Below are 15,066 nucleotides of genomic sequence, written 5' to 3'. Positions count from 1 at the left end.
GAAGTGATTCGGTCGCCCCCATCGCCGTACCGGCGTCTCGGAGTCCTACGGGGTCAGCGCTGGCGCGGGTTGCCGCCGCGCGGCATGCGCATGCCCTTGGGCATCGGGCCCTTCGGCAGCGGCATGTTGCTCATCAGGTCACCCAGAGCCCGCAGCCGGTCGTTGGTCACGGTGACCTGCGGGCCGGACAGGACGCGGGGGAGCTTGAGCATGGTCGTGCGCAGCTTCTTCAGCTCGACCTGGCCCTCGCCGGTGCCCACCACCAGGTCGTGCACGGGCACGTCGGCGACGATGCGGTTCATCTTCTTCTTCTCGGCCGCGAGCAGGGACTTCACCCGGTTCGGGTTGCCCTCGGCGACCAGCACGATGCCGGCCTTGCCGACCGCGCGGTGCACGACGTCCTGGTTGCGGTTCATCGCCACCGCGGGGGTGGTGCTCCAGCCCCGGCCGATGTTGTCCAGCACGGCCGCCGCGGCACCCGGCTGTCCCTCCATCTGGCCGAAGGCCGCCCGCTCGGCCCGGCGCCCGAAGACGATCGCCGTCGCGAGGAAGGCGAGCAGCACGCCCAGGATGCCGAGATAGATGGGGTGACCGACCAGGAAACCGATCGCCAGGAAGACACCGAAGACGACGATGCCGACACCCGCGAGCACAAGACCGATCTTCTTGTCGGCCTTGCGGGTCATCTTGTAGGTCAGAGCGATCTGCTTCAGTCGCCCTGGATTCGCAGCGTCCGCTGCAGGTTCCTTCCTCGCCATGGCACGAAGTCTACGTGCCCCCGAAAGCGCCGACGACGGCAGTGTCCGGCGGGGGGCCGGGGCGGCGGCCGGTGCCGGGGTCAGGGCCGGCCGGCGAGGGACTGCCCGAGCACCCGCTCCGTCTCGATGCGCTCCTTGGCGCGGCGGCGGTCCTCCAGCACGGAGGTCCAGGCGTTGCGCCGGGCGGTGCGCTGGCCGCTGCTCATCAGCAGCGACTCGACGGCCCGCAGCGCGGTGGTGAACGACGGGATGGCGGTGGCGCGGACGGCGGTGGGGCGAACGGGTGCGGCCTGCATCGTGGAGGTCCCCCCTCGGTACGGCTCCGGGTACGGAGACGGGTGTACGTGGTGTGATTCCAGGGTCACTGACTGGTGTTACCAGGGCGTGACCCGCCGGTCAAACGGACGTGAAGCCGTGATGCCGGGCCCCGGAACGGGCGCGCGGCCCCGACCGGTGTCCTCATCTGCGAGGACGGTCGGGGCCGCGGAATCTCGGCCATTACTGGCGAGTAGGGCCTTGTGCGTGAATTCACACGGTGGCGGAGTGACGCTGCTCCATGGCCATGCCGTAGAGCCGCCCCGCGCGGTACGAGGACCGGACCAGCGGGCCGGACATCACTCCGGAGAAGCCGATCTGCTCGGCCTCCTCCTTCAGCTCCACGAACTCGTGCGGCTTGACCCAGCGCTCCACGGGGTGGTGGCGCACCGAGGGGCGCAGGTACTGCGTGATGGTGATCAGCTCGCAGCCGGCCCCGTGCAGCTGCTTCAGCGCCTCGCTGATCTCCTCACGGGTCTCGCCCATGCCGAGGATCAGGTTGGACTTGGTGACCAGGCCGTAGTCGCGGGCGTCGGTGAGCACCTTCAGCGAGCGCTCGTACCGGAAGCCCGGGCGGATGCGCTTGAAGATCCGCGGGACGGTCTCGACGTTGTGCGCGAAGACCTCGGGGCGGGAGTCGAAGACCTCGCGCAGCAGTTCCGGCACCGCGTTGAAGTCGGGGGCGAGCAGCTCGACCTTGGTGCGGCCGGCCTCGCGCTCCGCCGTCTGCTGGTGGATCTGGCGCACCGTCTCGGCGTACAGCCAGGCGCCGCCGTCGGGCAGGTCGTCACGGGCGACGCCGGTGATGGTGGCGTAGTTCAGGTCCATGGTGACCACGGACTCGCCGACGCGGCGGGGCTCGTCGCGGTCGAGCGCCTCGGGCTTGCCGGTGTCGATCTGGCAGAAGTCGCAGCGCCGGGTGCACTGGTCGCCGCCGATGAGGAAGGTCGCCTCGCGGTCCTCCCAGCACTCGTAGATGTTGGGACAGCCGGCTTCCTGGCAGACCGTGTGCAGGCCCTCGCCCTTCACGAGGTTCTGCATCTTCGTGTACTCGGGGCCCATTTTCGCCCGGGTCTTGATCCACTCGGGCTTGCGCTCGATGGGGGTCTGGCTGTTGCGGACCTCCAGGCGCAGCATCTTGCGTCCGTCGGGTGCGACTGCGGACACGACCGGCTCCCTAGCGTTTGATTCTTCGGCGCCTTCAAGCGTACGCCCGTTGATTTGAATGCCCGGCGAGGGTGCTGGCCCTGCTGGGGCTGCCGCCCCCAGGCCCCCGCTTCGGCCTGAACGGCCTCGTCCTCAAACGCCGGACGGGCTGAATTTATGCCCCGTCGGATTTATGCCGCCGCGGAGGACCGAACAGGCTGGATTCATGCCGCCGGTGCCTTCTCGATCACCCTCGGCTTGAGGTCCGCGTTCTCCAGCACGTCCCGCAGGTGGCGCTCCGCGACCGGGAGGACCTCCCCGATGGTCACGTCGCGGCCGAGTTCGTTCGCCAGGGAGGCGACGCCCGCGTCGCGGATGCCGCAGGGGATGATCCGGTCGAACCACTTGTTGTCGGGGTTCACGTTCAGCGCGAAGCCGTGCATGGTGACGCCCTTGGCGACCCGGATGCCGATCGCGGCGATCTTGCGGTCCTCGCGGCGCTGGCCGGCGTTGGACGGCGCGTACTCGGGCCCGTTCATACGGGGGTCGAACTCGTCGTCCGTCAGGCGGGGGTCGAAGTCCAGGGAGAGGCCGCCCAGTGCCGGGCGCCGCGCCGCCTCCGGTTCGGGTTCGCCCAGGACCCAGACCCCGCTGCGGCCCTCGACCCGGGTGGTCTCCAGGCCGAACTCCGCGCAGGTGCGGATCAGGGCCTCTTCGAGGCGCCGTACGTGCGCCACCACGTCCACCGGGCGCGGGAGCTTCTGGATCGGGTAGCCGACCAGCTGGCCCGGCCCGTGCCAGGTGATCTTGCCGCCGCGGTCCACGTCGATCACGGGCGTCCCGTCCAGCGGGCGCTCGCTCTCCTCGGTGCGCCGGCCGGCGGTGTAGACCGGCGGGTGTTCGAGGAGCAGCACGGTGTCGGGGACCTCGTCGGCGAACCGCGCGGCGTGCACCCGGCGCTGCTCGTCCCACGCCTCCTGGTACTCGACGCGTTCGGCATCGAACCCCATTCGGACGAACCGCAGCTCACTCACGGCAAGTGCCTCCCTGGAAGGTCGTCAGGCACGAAGCGTGCCCATGCCACTGTACGACCGCCCCTTCGCCGTCAGCCGGGCGGGCAATCCTCACACGATCGGATGAATGCCGCTCGAAGTCTGCGATCGGTCGCTTACTCTCCGCTACATTCGCGCCGTTCACGAGGCCATAAGGGCTGCTCACAGGCGCTCCGGGCACATCGGCCCGGAAGGCAGGAGACCGCACCGCACCATGACGGAACGACCCGCGCAGCGCACCCCCAACCGCCAGCTCGCCGCGCTCATCGCCGAAGCGGGGTTCTCGAACGCGGGTCTCGCGCGTCGCGTCGACCAGCTCGGACTCGAACACGGCCTGGACCTGAGATACGACAAGACGTCCGTCACCCGGTGGCTGCGCGGCCAGCAGCCCCGCGGCACCACCCCGGCGCTGATCGCCGAGGTCTTCACCCGGCGCCTGGGCCGCCGCCTCACCGCCCAGGACCTCGGCCTGGACGCCTGCGCGCCGGTCTACGCCGGGCTGGAGTTCGCGGGGAGTCCCGACGAGGCCGTCGACATCGTCGGCGGCCTGTGGCGGAAGGACTCCGGCAGCCACGCCGAACTGCGGAAGATCGCCTTCACCCCGGCCGGACTCGTCGTGCCCAGCCGGGACTGGCTGATCGGCCGCGCGGACGAGAGGGTGGCCCGTGCCGAGGTGCCCCTCCGTATCCCCGCCCAGGGCCGCCCGGCACCCCCCAGGCTCCCGGCGGTCCCGCTCGACCCCGCCCGGCGCCGCGCCCCCGCCGAGCGCGGCCCCGGCCAGCGGGTCACCGGCGGCGACCTCGCCGCGCTGCGCTCGGTCGGCGAGCTGTTCCGCAGCCTGGACGACCGGTACGGCGGCGGGCACGCCAGGCAGGCGCTGGTGCGGTACCTGGAGCACGAGCTGGAGCCGATGCTGCGCGGCACCTACGGCGAGCAGACCGGCCGCCGGCTGTTCGGCGCCGCGGCGGACCTCACCCGGCTCGCGGGCTGGACGTCGTACGACATCGCCGCGCACGGCCTCGCCCAGCGCTACTTCGTGCAGGCGCTGCGGCTGTCGCAGGCGGCGGGTGACCGGGCGTACGGCTCGTACGTGCTGGTCACCATGAGCCGGCAGGCCGTCTACCTGGGTCACGGGCGCGAGGCCGTGCAGCTCGCGCGGGTGGCGCAGCAGGGCGTCGGGACCTCCGCGCCGCCGGTGGTGCAGACGCTGCTGCACGCCGCCGAGGCGCGGGCGCACGGTCTGCTCGGCGAGGTGCGGGCCTGCACCGCCGCCCTGGTCCGCGCCGAGCGGGCGCTGGAGACCGCGCGGCCGGGCGACGAGGTGCCGCACTGGGCGCGCTTCTTCGACGAGGCACAGCTCGCCGACGAGTTCGGCCACTGCCACCGCGACCTCCAGCAGTTCCGCGCCGCCGCCCAGCACGCGGAACGCTCGCTGCAACTGCGCGCCCCCGTCTACGCCCGCAGCCGGCTGTTCTGCCGGGTGGTCCTGGCCACCGCCCGCCTCGGCCTCGGCGAACTCGACCAGGCCTGCCAGCTGGCCGCCGAGGCGGCCGGGCAGGCGGCCGAGATGCGCTCGGTCCGCGCGGCGGAGTACGTCCGCGACTTCGAACGCCGCCTGGAGCCGTACCGGGACGCAGCCCCGGCACGCGGGTACCGCGACAAGGTCGCCGCACTGGGCTGACCACCCCGGCCGCAGGTCTTGTCCGGCCGGACAGGCCCTACGCCGCCCGCGCCGACCCGACCGACTCCGCCGAGTGCATCGGCCGGCCCGCGCCCAGGTCCGTCAGGATGGCCGCCGAGGCGCGGTGGCCCGAGTGGAGGGCGCCCTGGACGGTGCTGGTGTCGCGGTGGTCGCCGCAGACGTAGAGGCCGGCCAGGAGGCGCACGGGGCGGCGCGGGTCGTGCGGGGGGCGCATCGCGGGGACCGCCTCGGGCGTGTGGTGCACGGCGAGGGTCTCCCAGCGGGTGGTGGAGGTGCCGTAGAGGCGGGACAGGTGGATGCGGACGGCGGTGTCCACGTCGGACGGGGGCGGGCCGAGGACCGTCGAGGAGACCAGGGCGCGACCGGCCGGGGCCCTGGTCGGGTCCACGCGGCTGACCACCGCCGTGTGGGCGACCGGACCGCCCCGGTCGGCGTCGAGCAGCAGCGACGTACCGGTCGTCGGGGGGACGTCGGTCGTGTGGTGCACCACCGTCACCGGGTGGAAGTCCGGCACCCGCAGTCCCGGCAGCAGCGCGGCCGCCGCGCGGGCGTCCGTCGCCACCAGGACGGCACGGCAGCGGATGACCCCGTGCTCCGCGGTGGTCACGGCGTTGGTGGCGACCGACGTGACCCGGACGCCGGTGTGCACGGTGCCCGGAGGCAGGGAGCGGGCCAGGTGCTCGGGCAGGGCTTCCGCGCCGCCCTCGGGCAGGCCCAGCCGTCCGGCCGCGAAGGCGCGCAGCGCGAGGTCCGCGCACCTGCTGGAGGTCGTGAGGTCCGGGTCGCACAGCAGGGCGGCGAGCAGCGGACGCAGGAAGCCGTCCACCGTCCGGGCGGGCACTCCCCGCGCGGCGAGGGCTTGGGCGGCGGGCAGCTCCGGGCGGGCCAGCAGCCGTTCCACCGGGGTGCTCGCGAGCCGCGACAGCGCGGCGCCGAGCCGGGCCTGGTCGACGGCGGTACCGAGCGGCGCGCCGGCCCGGACGCGGGGCGTGGGCGCGGGCCTGCCGTACGCCCGGGGAGGGCCGACCGTGCGCCGGGGCGCGGGGATCGACCGAGGGGCGCTCGCGAGGGCGCGCACCGCGTGGAGTGCGCCCCTTGCACCCCGTACGCCCGCCGGAGCGCCCGCGCGGTGGTGCCGGCCCTCGCTGTGCAGCAGGACCCCGGGGGCGAAGGGCAGCAGCGCGAGGCCGTCGAGCCCGGGGGTGCGGCGCAGTTCGGGGGAGGCCGTGGACAGCAGCTGCCCGATTCTGTCGAGCCGGAATCCGTCGACCTTCTCGGTCGCCTGCCGGCCGCCCACCGCATGGGCGGCCTCCAGGACCGTGGTCGTCACTCCTGCGCTGGTCAGCCGAAGTGCCGCGGCGAGTCCGGCGATCCCGGCCCCCACGACGACGACGTCCGCCTGGTACGCGGGCTCAAGCACGTGCCCCTCCTCGAGGTTGCGCGGCCGCTGGAGACGTCATGCCCCCAACCGGCTTGAGGGATACCCGAGTTCGAGACGAGGTTAGGTCCAGAAATCGTCAAGAGGAGTCGCGCGGGGGCAGGGCACGGTCGCACGGCGGTCGCACAGCGGCGCGGCGTGGTCAGATCCGCATCTCACAGCGCTGCCCGGATCGCCCCGTCGATCTCCGGGAACGCGAACCGGAACCCCGATTCCTGGAGGCGGCCCGGCAGGACCCGGGCGCTGCCCAGGACGTCGCCGGCCATCTCGCCGAGCGCGGCGCGCAGCACCGGCGCGGGCACCGGGAAGGGCGTCGGACGGTGCAGCACCCGGCCCATGGCCACGGTGATCTCACGGTTCGTCAGCGGCTGCGGGGCCGTCAGGTTGAAGGGCCCCGACAGGTCCTCGTGGTCCAGCAGGTGCCGGATCGCCGCCACCTCGTCGTGCAGCGCCACGAACGACCAGTACTGGGACCCGTCGCCCAGCCGTCCGCCGAGCCCGGCCCTGAACAGCGGGAAGAGCCGCCCCCAGGCCCCGCCGCCGCTCGAGACGACCAGCCCCGTCCGGGTGAAGACGGTCCGTACGCCCGCCTCCCGGGCGGGCGCCGCCGCGGCCTCCCACTCCACGCACAGGGCCGGCAGGAAGCCCTCGCCGGCGGGCGCGCTCTCGTCCACCGCCCGGTCGCCGGTCTCCCCGTAGTAGCCGATCGCGCTGCCGTTCACGAAGACCCGCGGCGGCCGCTCCATCGCCGCGACGGCCTCGGCGAGCGCCGTCGTGCCGTGTACGCGGCTGCTGCGGATGCGTGTCTTGTACGCGTCGGTCCAGCGGCGGTCGCCCACCCCGGCGCCCGCCAGGTTGACCACGGCGTCGCAGCCCGCGAGCCCGGCCGCGTCCACCCGCCCGTTCTCCGGGTCCCAGCGGACCTCGTCCGCGCCGCGGGGCGCACGGCGTACCAGCCGCACCACCTGGTGTCCGTCCGCGGTCAGGGACCGTGCCAGTGCGCTGCCGATAAGACCGGACGCGCCGGCCACCACGATGCGGAAACGTTCCAAGTCCATGCGCCCATCCTGCCGGGTGGCCCGGGAAAAGCGGCGGAGGTGCCCGCGTCCCCGTCGTACAGTGACCGTCATGCCAGCTCCACACATACGTCCCGCCAGGCCCGACGACGAGGAGCCGCTGCGCCGGCTCGACCGCGACACCTGGTCGCTCCTGCACGCCGTCTCACCCCCGCCGGGACCGGACGACCCCTTCTTCCGGCCGCACTCGGGCCCCGGCGACCACCTCGTCGCCGAAGTCGACGGCGCCGTCGTCGGCTACGTCCGCCTCGGTTTCCCCACGGAGCTGGCCGCCAACGCGCACGTACGCCAGATCCGCGGCCTCGCCGTCGCCGACGCGGCCCGCGGGGGCGGCGTCGGCCGCGCGCTGGTCCGCGCCGCCGTCGAGGAGGCCCGCCGCCTGGGGGCCCGCCGCATCACCCTGCGCGTCCTCGGCCACAACACGGCCGCCCGGAAGCTGTACGAGTCCGAGGGCTTCGTCGTCGAGGGGGTGCAGCCCGAGGAGTTCCACCTCGGCGGCGCCTACGTCGACGACGTGACGATGGGCCGGTTCCTGACCGAGCGGGAGCCGGCGCCGGTCACGACGTGACCGGTTCGCCGGTGTCCACCGCCTCCGTCGCGTCCGCGGCGCGCTCCGCGTCGGCGGCCACCTCGGCCGCCGTCAGCACGTAGCCGGTCCCCGCGTCGGAGGTGGAGCGGGCGAACACCACGCCGTACACCCGGCCGTCGGTGGTCAGCAGCGGCCCGCCCGAGTTGCCGGGGCGGACCGTGGAGCGGATCGAGTAGATCTCCCGGGTGACGTTCGCGTCGCTGTAGATGTTCTGGCCGGTCGCCCGCATCCGGTTCGCCACCGTCGCCGCCCGCAGGTCCAGGTCGCCGTCCTGCGGATAGCCCGCCACCACCGCGGGGTCCCCGCGCTCCGCGTCGTCGTGGAACCGCAGGACGGGCGCGGACAGGTCCGGGACGTACAGCACGGCCACGTCCTTGCCCGGGTCGAACAGCACCACGCGTGCCTCGTACGCCGGACCCACCCCGCCGATCCGCACGGTCGGGTCGTCGATGCCGGCCACCACGTGGGCGTTGGTCATCACCCGCTCCGGCGCGAAGACGAAGCCGCTGCCCTCCCGGCCCTGGGTGCCGGTGACGCCCTCCACCTTCACCGTGCTGCGCTGGGCCGCCCGGGTCGCCGCCGCCGTCACGCTGTCCCCGGAGGGCTCGGCGACCCGCGCCGTCGCCTCGTTCTCGAACGGGTTGAAGACCTGCGGGAACCCGGCCTCGGTCAGCGCGGACGTCGCCCCGGAGAACCACGCGGGCGTGGTGTCCGGCATCGCCCGCTGTACGGCGCCCAGCAGCGCCGAGTCCCGGATCGCCGAGGTGAGCAGCGAGGACGAGGACGCCGCGAGCACGCTGGCCGCCACCCACGCCACGATCAGCGCCGCCACCGCGTTGGCCGCCGCTCCGCCGACCCCGTCGGCCACCCTGAGCGGGCCGGCGTCCAGCTCCCGGCGCAGCCGCAGCGCCAGCCGCCCCGCCAGCTCGTGCACCACGATCGCCGGCAGCAGCACCGTGACCACCGCGAGCACCGTCGCCGATGTCGAGCCCGGCACCACGAAATCCGTGACCCAGGGCAGGATCCACACGCCGAGCGCCGCACCGCCCACGAAACCGGCCAGCGAGACACAGCCGGCCACCAGGCCGCGCCGGTATCCGGACGCGGCGTAGGCCAGCACCACCAGCACCAGCAGAACGTCGAGCAGGTCCACGCGAGCCGCCTTTCCACCACCGGACCCCGGGAACCCTCAGTACGTGCCGTACGGCCCCGATGATCAGACTCTGCCGCGCGACCGACCGGAAACGGTCACCCGAGCGAGCACGTGCGATCAACCGGAAAACGTCGTGGACCGGGACGATGGTTCCACCAGGTGGCACAGCACACATCGCGGGCGGCCCCGATCCACCGGACAGTGGGACCATGCGTCCCCTGAGACCGCGCGGGGCCCGGGAGCGGCGTGCCGTTCCCGCACCGGGTGCCACCCGCGCCTCCAGCTCCGGTGCGGCCGGGATGCCGCGTGCGCTGCGGGCCGTGCTCGGCGCGCTGCCCGGCCTGGCCGCCGTCGCCGCGCTGTTCCTCTGCGCCAACGGGGTCGAACAGGCGGCGACCACGCAGACCAGCCCGGTCGCCGCGGACCGGCACACCGCGCCCCGGCCGGCCATCGTGCCCCGGTCGCAATGGCTGGGCGGGGCCGCCCGCGAGCAGCCCGCCCCGCGCTACGACGACAAGATCCTCGCCGCCTTCGTCCACCACACGGACACGCCGAACGGCTACGACTGCGCCGACGTGCCGGCCATCCTGCGCGGCGTGTACATGGGCCAGACCGGCGCCCGGGACTGGGACGACATCGGCTACAACTTCATCGTCGACCGCTGCGGCACCGTCTACGAGGGCCGCGCCGGCGGCGCCGACCGCCCCGTCACCGGCGCCCACACCCAGGGCTTCAACCACCGCACCACCGGCATCGCCGCCCTCGGCACCTTCACCGCGGGCGTGCCCGTGCCGGACGCGCTGACCGACGCGATCGCCGCCGTGGCCGCCTGGAAGCTCGGCGAGACCGACACCGACCCGCGCGCGAAGGTCGCCCTGGTCTCCAGCAACGGGCTCAGCCGCTACGCCGCGGGCGCCACGGCGACCCTGCCCGCCGTCGCGGGCCACGACGACGGCTACCAGACCAGCTGTCCGGGCGCCGCCCTCTCGGAGCGCCTCCCGGAGATCCGCCAGACCGCGGCCCGTCTCCAGGGCCGCACGGGCTGACCCGCGGCCGCACGAGCTGACCCGCGGCCGCACGGGCACAGCGGACGCCGCCGGGTCACTCCGGCCCGAACCGCTCCCACAAGCGGGGCAGGCGGGCGGCGAGGGCCTGGTCGCTCTCCAGGTTGATCGCGGTGCCCAGTGGCTCCGCGGGGGCGGGGGCGATGCCGAGGTCGGGGGCGACGGTGCCGGTGAGCTGCTCGTAGGCCTCGTCGGCCGCGTAGCCCAGCTCCTCCCCGTCGCCGTCCAGCTCCTCGTCGAAGTCGTCCAGCAGCTCGGCGAGCGAGTCGGGTTCGTGCACCGCGCCCTCGTACACCTCCCGGCCCTGGCCGATCAGCCAGCAGCGGAAGAAGTCGAACGCGTCGTCGCTGGCCCCGCCCAGCAGCACCCACGCCGCGGCCCACAGGTCCCAGGTGCAGGCGCGGTTGTAGCGGGCCTCGAAGTGGCGGGCGAAGTCGAGCACGAGGTCCGGGTCCATGGTGAGCAGCCGGTCCACCAGCAGGTCGGCCTGGTCCTCGGGATCGCCGTCGGCGCCCTGCCGGGCGGCGTCGATCAGCTCCCAGAACTCCGTCTCGTCCATCACGGGTCCAGCATCGGCCCTGCGGGGGTGCCACGCACGTGGAGTGCGGCGGATCGTTATGCGGGAATCGCCGCGCGGGAACGGTCAGCCGCCGGCCTGCCCCGCACCGCCACCGGCCTGCCCCGCACCGGCGTACAGCCCCGCGAGCCGCCGGGCGTCCCGGGCGAACCGGTCCCGCAGCCCCTGGGGCGCCAGCACCTCCACCTCCGCACCCAGTCCCGTCAGCTGGGTGTGCGCGACCTCCTCCGACTCCACCGGCAGCGTCACCGTCACCCAGCCGTCCGCGTCCGGCCCCTCGGCCGCCGCCAGCGCCTCCCGGGCCGACAGCGAGTCCACCGCGTATGCCAGTCCGCGCACGCCCCGCTCCGACAGCCGCACCACGACCCGCGCCCGCAGGAGGGACCGCGCGAACTGCTCGGCCCGCTCCGCCCAGAACGCGGGCAGGTCGAAACCGTCGTCCCGCGCGAAGCGCTCCTCGCCCGGCTCCACCGCCGTGAACCGGTCGATCCGGTACACCCGGTACGGCCCGCCGTCCGCCTCCCGCGCGACCCGGGCGCACAGGTACCAGACACCCGCCTTCAGCACGAGCCCGTACGGTTCCAGCTCCCGCACCACCTCGTCCTGCGCACGCCGGTAGCGCGCCGCGATCCGCCGGTCGTCCCAGACCGCGTCCGCGACCGCCGGCAGCAGCTCGGGCGTGCGGGGCTCCCGGAACCAGTTCGGCGCGTCCAGATGGAAGCGCTGCGCCGCGGTACGGGAGGCGTCCCGCAGCGACGGGAGCAGCGCCGCCGACACCTTCAGCCGGGCCGCCGAGGCCGCGTCCTCCAGGCCCATCTCGCGCAGCGCGCCCGGTACCCCGGACAGGAAGAGCGCCTCGGCCTCGCCCCGGGCCAGCCCGGTCAGCCGCGTCCGGTAACCGCCGATCAGCCGGTAGCCCCCGGCCCGCCCGCGCTCGGCGTACACCGGGACCCCGGCCTCCGACAGCGCCTGCGCGTCCCGCGTCACGGTCCGCTCGGAGACCTCCAGCTCCCGGGCCAGTTCGGCGGCGGTCATGGACGGGCGGGACTGGAGGAGCAGCACCATCTTGATGAGGCGGGCAGCGCGCATCCCCACATCATGCAGGAGGCCCCCGCCGCGGCGGGGGCCTCCTCGGGTCGTGCCCGGCCTTACAGGCCGTAGCGCTCGCGCGCCTCCTTCACGGCCGTCGCCTTGACCTCGCCGCGCCGGGCGAGCTGGGCCAGGGCCGCGACCACGATGGACTCGGCGTCGACACCGAAGTGCCGGCGGGCGGCGTCACGGGTGTCCGAGAGGCCGAAGCCGTCGGCACCGAGCGACGAGTAGTCCTGCTCGACCCACTGCGCGATCTGGTCAGGGACCTGGCGCATGTAGTCGGAGACCGCGAGGACCGGGCCCTCGGCGCCCTGGAGCGCCCGGCGGACGTACGGCACCCGCTCCTCGCCGCGCAGCAGCGCCGCGTCGGCGTCCATCGCGTCCCGGCGCAGCTCCGTCCAGGAGGTCGCGGACCAGACGTCGGCGGCCACGCCCCACTCCTCGGCGAGCAGCTGCTGCGCCTTGAGCGCCCAGTGGATCGCCGTGCCGGAGGACAGCAGCTGGAGCCGCGGGGCGTTCGCCGCCGGGGTCAGGCCCGCCGACTCCGCCGTGTTGAAGCGGTACAGGCCCTTGACGATGCCCTCGTCCACACCGGCGCCGGACGGCTTGGCCGGCTGCGGCATCGGCTCGTTGTAGACGGTCAGGTAGTAGAAGACGTTCGGGTCCTCGCCCGGGGCCGCCTCGCCGTACATGCGGCGCAGACCGTCCTTGACGATCGCCGCGACCTCGTACGCGAACGCCGGGTCGTACGTCAGCGCGGCCGGGTTGGTCGCCGCGATCGCCGGGGAGTGGCCGTCCGCGTGCTGCAGGCCCTCACCGGTGAGCGTGGTGCGGCCGGCCGTGGCGCCGACCAGGAAGCCGCGGCCGAGCTGGTCGCCGAGCTGCCACATCTGGTCGGCCGTGCGCTGCCAGCCGAACATCGAGTAGAAGATGTAGAACGGGATCATCGTCTCGCCGTGCGTCGCGTACGACGTCGACGCGGCGATGAAGTCGGCCATCGAACCGGCCTCGGTGATCCCCTCGTTGAGGATCTGGCCGTTCTCGGCCTCCTTGTAGTACATCAGCTGGTCGCGGTCGACCGGCTCGTACGTCTGGCCCTTGGGGGAGTAGATGCCCAGGGACGGGAAGAGGCTCTCCATGCCGAAGGTGCGCGCCTCGTCGGGGACGATCGGCACCCAGCGCTTGCCGGTCTCCTTGTCGCGGACCAGGTCCTTGACCAGGCGGACGAAGGCCATGGTGGTGGCCACGCTCTGCGAGCCGGAGCCCTTGTCGAAGGAGGCGAACGCCTTCTCGGCGGGCGCGGGCAGCGGCGCGACCGGGTGCACGCGGCGGGCCGGGGCCGGACCGCCGAGCGCGGCGCGGCGCTCCTGGAGGTAGCGGACCTCGGGGGAGTCGGCGCCCGGGTGGCCGTAGGGGACCACGCCGTCGGTGAAGTCGCTGTCCTTGATCGGCAGGCCGAGCAGGTCGCGCATGTCCTTGAACTCGTCCACCGAGAGCTTCTTCATCTGGTGGTTGGCGTTCTTGGAGGCGAAGCCGGTGCCGAGGGTGTGGCCCTTGACCGTCTGGGCCAGGATCACGGTCGGCGCGCCCTTGTGGGCGAGCGCGGCCCGGTAGGCGGCGTAGACCTTGCGGGACTCGTGGCCGCCGCGCGAGTAGTGGAAACACTCGAGGATCTTGTCGTCGGACAGCAGCTTCGCCATCGCGGCCAGCTCCGGGTCCTTGCCGAAGAAGTCCTCGCGGATGTAGGCGGCGTCGCGCGTCTGGTACGTCTGCACCTGCGCGTCGGGTACCTCGCGCAGGCGGCGTACGAGGGCGCCGTTGGTGTCGAGCTGGAACAGCTCGTCCCACGCCGTGCCCCACAGGCTCTTGACCACGTTCCAGCCGGCGCCGCGGAACTGGGCCTCCAGCTCCTGCACGATCTTGAAGTTGGCGCGGACCGGACCGTCGAGGCGCTGCAGGTTGCAGTTGATGACGAAGGTCAGGTTGTCCAGGCCCTCACGGGACGCGAGCGTCAGCGCGGTGGTGGACTCGGGCTCGTCCATCTCGCCGTCGCCGAGGAACGCCCACACGTGGGAGTTGGTCAGGTCCTTGATGCCGCGGCTGGTCAGGTAGCGGTTGAACCGCGCCTGGTAGATCGCGGAGATCGGCCCGAGGCCCATGGAGACGGTGGGGAACTCCCACAGCCAGGGCAGGCGGCGCGGGTGCGGGTAGGACGGCAGTCCGTTGCCGCCGGACTCGCGCCGGAAGTTGTCGAGGTGGTCCTCGGTCAGCCGGCCGTCGAGGAAGGCACGGGCGTAGATGCCGGGGGAGGCGTGGCCCTGGACGTAGAGCTGGTCGCCGGAGCCGTCACCCTCCTTGCCCTTGAAGAAGTGGTTGAAGCCGGTCTCGTACAGCCAGGCCGCGGAGGCGAAGGTGGCGATGTGGCCGCCGACGCCGTGCTTGCTGCCGCGGGTCACCATGGCCGCCGCGTTCCAGCGGTTCCAGGCGGTGATCCGCTGCTCCAGGTCCTCGTCGCCGTCCACAGCGGGCTCGTCGGCGGTCGGGATGGAGTTGACGTAGTCCGTCTCAAGGAGCTTCGGCAGCGCCAGGCCGGCGCCCTCGGCGCGCTCCAGCGTGCGGCGCATCAAGTACGCGGCACGGTGCGGCCCGGCCGCCTTGGTGACGGCGTCCAGGGAGGCCTGCCACTCGGCGGTCTCCTCGGGGTCGCGGTCCGGGAGCTGGTCGAGCTCGCTCGGCTGGATGGCTTTGGGGTCGGTCATGTCGCCGCCTTCCTCAGTCGAAGGGGGTTCCCTCATCGGCAAGGGTTCGGGGTGCCCTAGGTCTTTGGCAGGACAGGGCGTGGGGCTCGGGTGGAAGCCCGTCGGTGACTGTAACTCCCTGATCGATGATCGATCAAAGGGTTGAGGGGCAAAACCTCTTGATTACGAGAAAGTCGGCACGGGGTGCCTTCGGCGATGGCACGGAGTGACGGTGCTGTGGGGGGATTCGTGCAGGTGAGAGTGGGTGGGCGCGGATGAGCTCGGGGGTGCGGCCGCATGGCGGGTGCGGGCGCCGGCGTGGCTGATCGCGCAGTTCCCCGCGCCCCTTTTAGGGGCGCGGGGAAC

General features: G+C 73.4%; 13 protein-coding genes. 3 read left to right on the top strand and 10 right to left on the bottom strand.

What is annotated here, in order from left to right:
* Window positions 1-53: 53 nt before the first annotated feature.
* The 4 genes from ACFW01_RS37755 to lipB form a co-directional block, all read right to left on the bottom strand.
* Window positions 54-758: a DUF4191 domain-containing protein gene (locus ACFW01_RS37755; protein ID WP_161329651.1), complete on the bottom strand. Its 705-nt coding sequence runs from the start codon at window positions 756-758 to the stop codon at window positions 54-56.
* An 80-nt stretch (window positions 759-838) separates the two neighbouring features.
* Window positions 839-1,054: a hypothetical protein gene (locus tag ACFW01_RS37750; RefSeq protein WP_125492997.1), complete on the bottom strand. Its 216-nt coding sequence runs from the start codon at window positions 1,052-1,054 to the stop codon at window positions 839-841.
* 232 nt (window positions 1,055-1,286) lie between these two features.
* Complete coding sequence (gene lipA, locus ACFW01_RS37745; RefSeq protein ID WP_234953892.1) at window positions 1,287-2,240, bottom strand: lipoyl synthase; 954 nt, start codon at window positions 2,238-2,240, stop codon at window positions 1,287-1,289.
* 203 nt (window positions 2,241-2,443) lie between these two features.
* Complete coding sequence (gene lipB, locus ACFW01_RS37740) at window positions 2,444-3,253, bottom strand: lipoyl(octanoyl) transferase LipB (protein WP_384511300.1); 810 nt, start codon at window positions 3,251-3,253, stop codon at window positions 2,444-2,446.
* Window positions 3,254-3,485: 232 nt separating this feature from the next.
* Between lipB and ACFW01_RS37735 the strand changes: the two genes are divergently transcribed.
* Window positions 3,486-4,952 carry a regulator gene (locus ACFW01_RS37735; protein ID WP_234953888.1) on the top strand — a complete coding sequence of 489 codons (1,467 nt, stop codon included), beginning with the start codon at window positions 3,486-3,488 and terminating at the stop codon, window positions 4,950-4,952.
* A 37-nt stretch (window positions 4,953-4,989) separates the two neighbouring features.
* Here ACFW01_RS37735 and ACFW01_RS37730 read toward each other — a convergent pair whose 3' ends face one another.
* Both ACFW01_RS37730 and ACFW01_RS37725 read right to left on the bottom strand, forming a co-directional pair.
* The gene (locus ACFW01_RS37730; protein WP_384511296.1) at window positions 4,990-6,393 is read right to left on the bottom strand and encodes an NAD(P)/FAD-dependent oxidoreductase; all 1,404 of its coding nucleotides are present in this window, start codon (window positions 6,391-6,393) and stop codon (window positions 4,990-4,992) included.
* Between the two features lie 173 nt (window positions 6,394-6,566).
* Window positions 6,567-7,469, bottom strand: a complete 903-nt coding sequence (locus tag ACFW01_RS37725; protein ID WP_384511293.1) for a TIGR01777 family oxidoreductase — start codon at window positions 7,467-7,469, stop codon at window positions 6,567-6,569.
* A 70-nt stretch (window positions 7,470-7,539) separates the two neighbouring features.
* Here ACFW01_RS37725 and ACFW01_RS37720 point away from each other — a divergent pair, with 70 nt between their 5' ends.
* Entirely contained in the window at window positions 7,540-8,055 is a 516-nt protein-coding gene (locus ACFW01_RS37720; protein ID WP_384511290.1) for a GNAT family N-acetyltransferase, read from the top strand.
* Here ACFW01_RS37720 and ACFW01_RS37715 read toward each other — a convergent pair.
* On the bottom strand, window positions 8,045-9,229 hold the full coding sequence (locus ACFW01_RS37715) for a MarP family serine protease (RefSeq protein WP_384511287.1): 1,185 nt from the start codon (window positions 9,227-9,229) through the stop codon (window positions 8,045-8,047). The two genes, ACFW01_RS37720 and ACFW01_RS37715, sit on opposite strands and share 11 nt — an antisense overlap.
* 209 nt (window positions 9,230-9,438) lie before the next feature.
* On the opposite strand from ACFW01_RS37715, the gene ACFW01_RS37710 reads away from it, so the two are divergent.
* On the top strand, window positions 9,439-10,275 hold the full coding sequence (locus tag ACFW01_RS37710) for a peptidoglycan recognition protein (RefSeq protein WP_384511284.1): 837 nt from the start codon (window positions 9,439-9,441) through the stop codon (window positions 10,273-10,275).
* Window positions 10,276-10,330: 55 nt separating this feature from the next.
* On the opposite strand, the gene ACFW01_RS37705 is transcribed toward ACFW01_RS37710, so the two are convergent.
* From ACFW01_RS37705 to aceE, 3 genes are all read right to left on the bottom strand, one after another.
* Window positions 10,331-10,852, bottom strand: a complete 522-nt coding sequence (locus ACFW01_RS37705; RefSeq protein WP_234954660.1) for a DUF4240 domain-containing protein — start codon at window positions 10,850-10,852, stop codon at window positions 10,331-10,333.
* 84 nt (window positions 10,853-10,936) lie between these two features.
* Entirely contained in the window at window positions 10,937-11,959 is a 1,023-nt protein-coding gene (locus tag ACFW01_RS37700; protein WP_234953878.1) for a WYL domain-containing protein, read from the bottom strand.
* A gap of 59 nt (window positions 11,960-12,018) precedes the next feature.
* Complete coding sequence (gene aceE / locus ACFW01_RS37695) at window positions 12,019-14,721, bottom strand: pyruvate dehydrogenase (acetyl-transferring), homodimeric type (protein ID WP_234953876.1); 2,703 nt, start codon at window positions 14,719-14,721, stop codon at window positions 12,019-12,021.
* Window positions 14,722-15,066 lie beyond the last annotated feature (345 nt).

This window comes from Streptomyces sp. NPDC058985 (genome assembly GCF_042740985.1).
Classification (GTDB): Bacteria; Actinomycetota; Actinomycetes; order Streptomycetales; family Streptomycetaceae; genus Streptomyces.
This window is presented reverse-complemented; position numbering and strand designations above follow the sequence as displayed.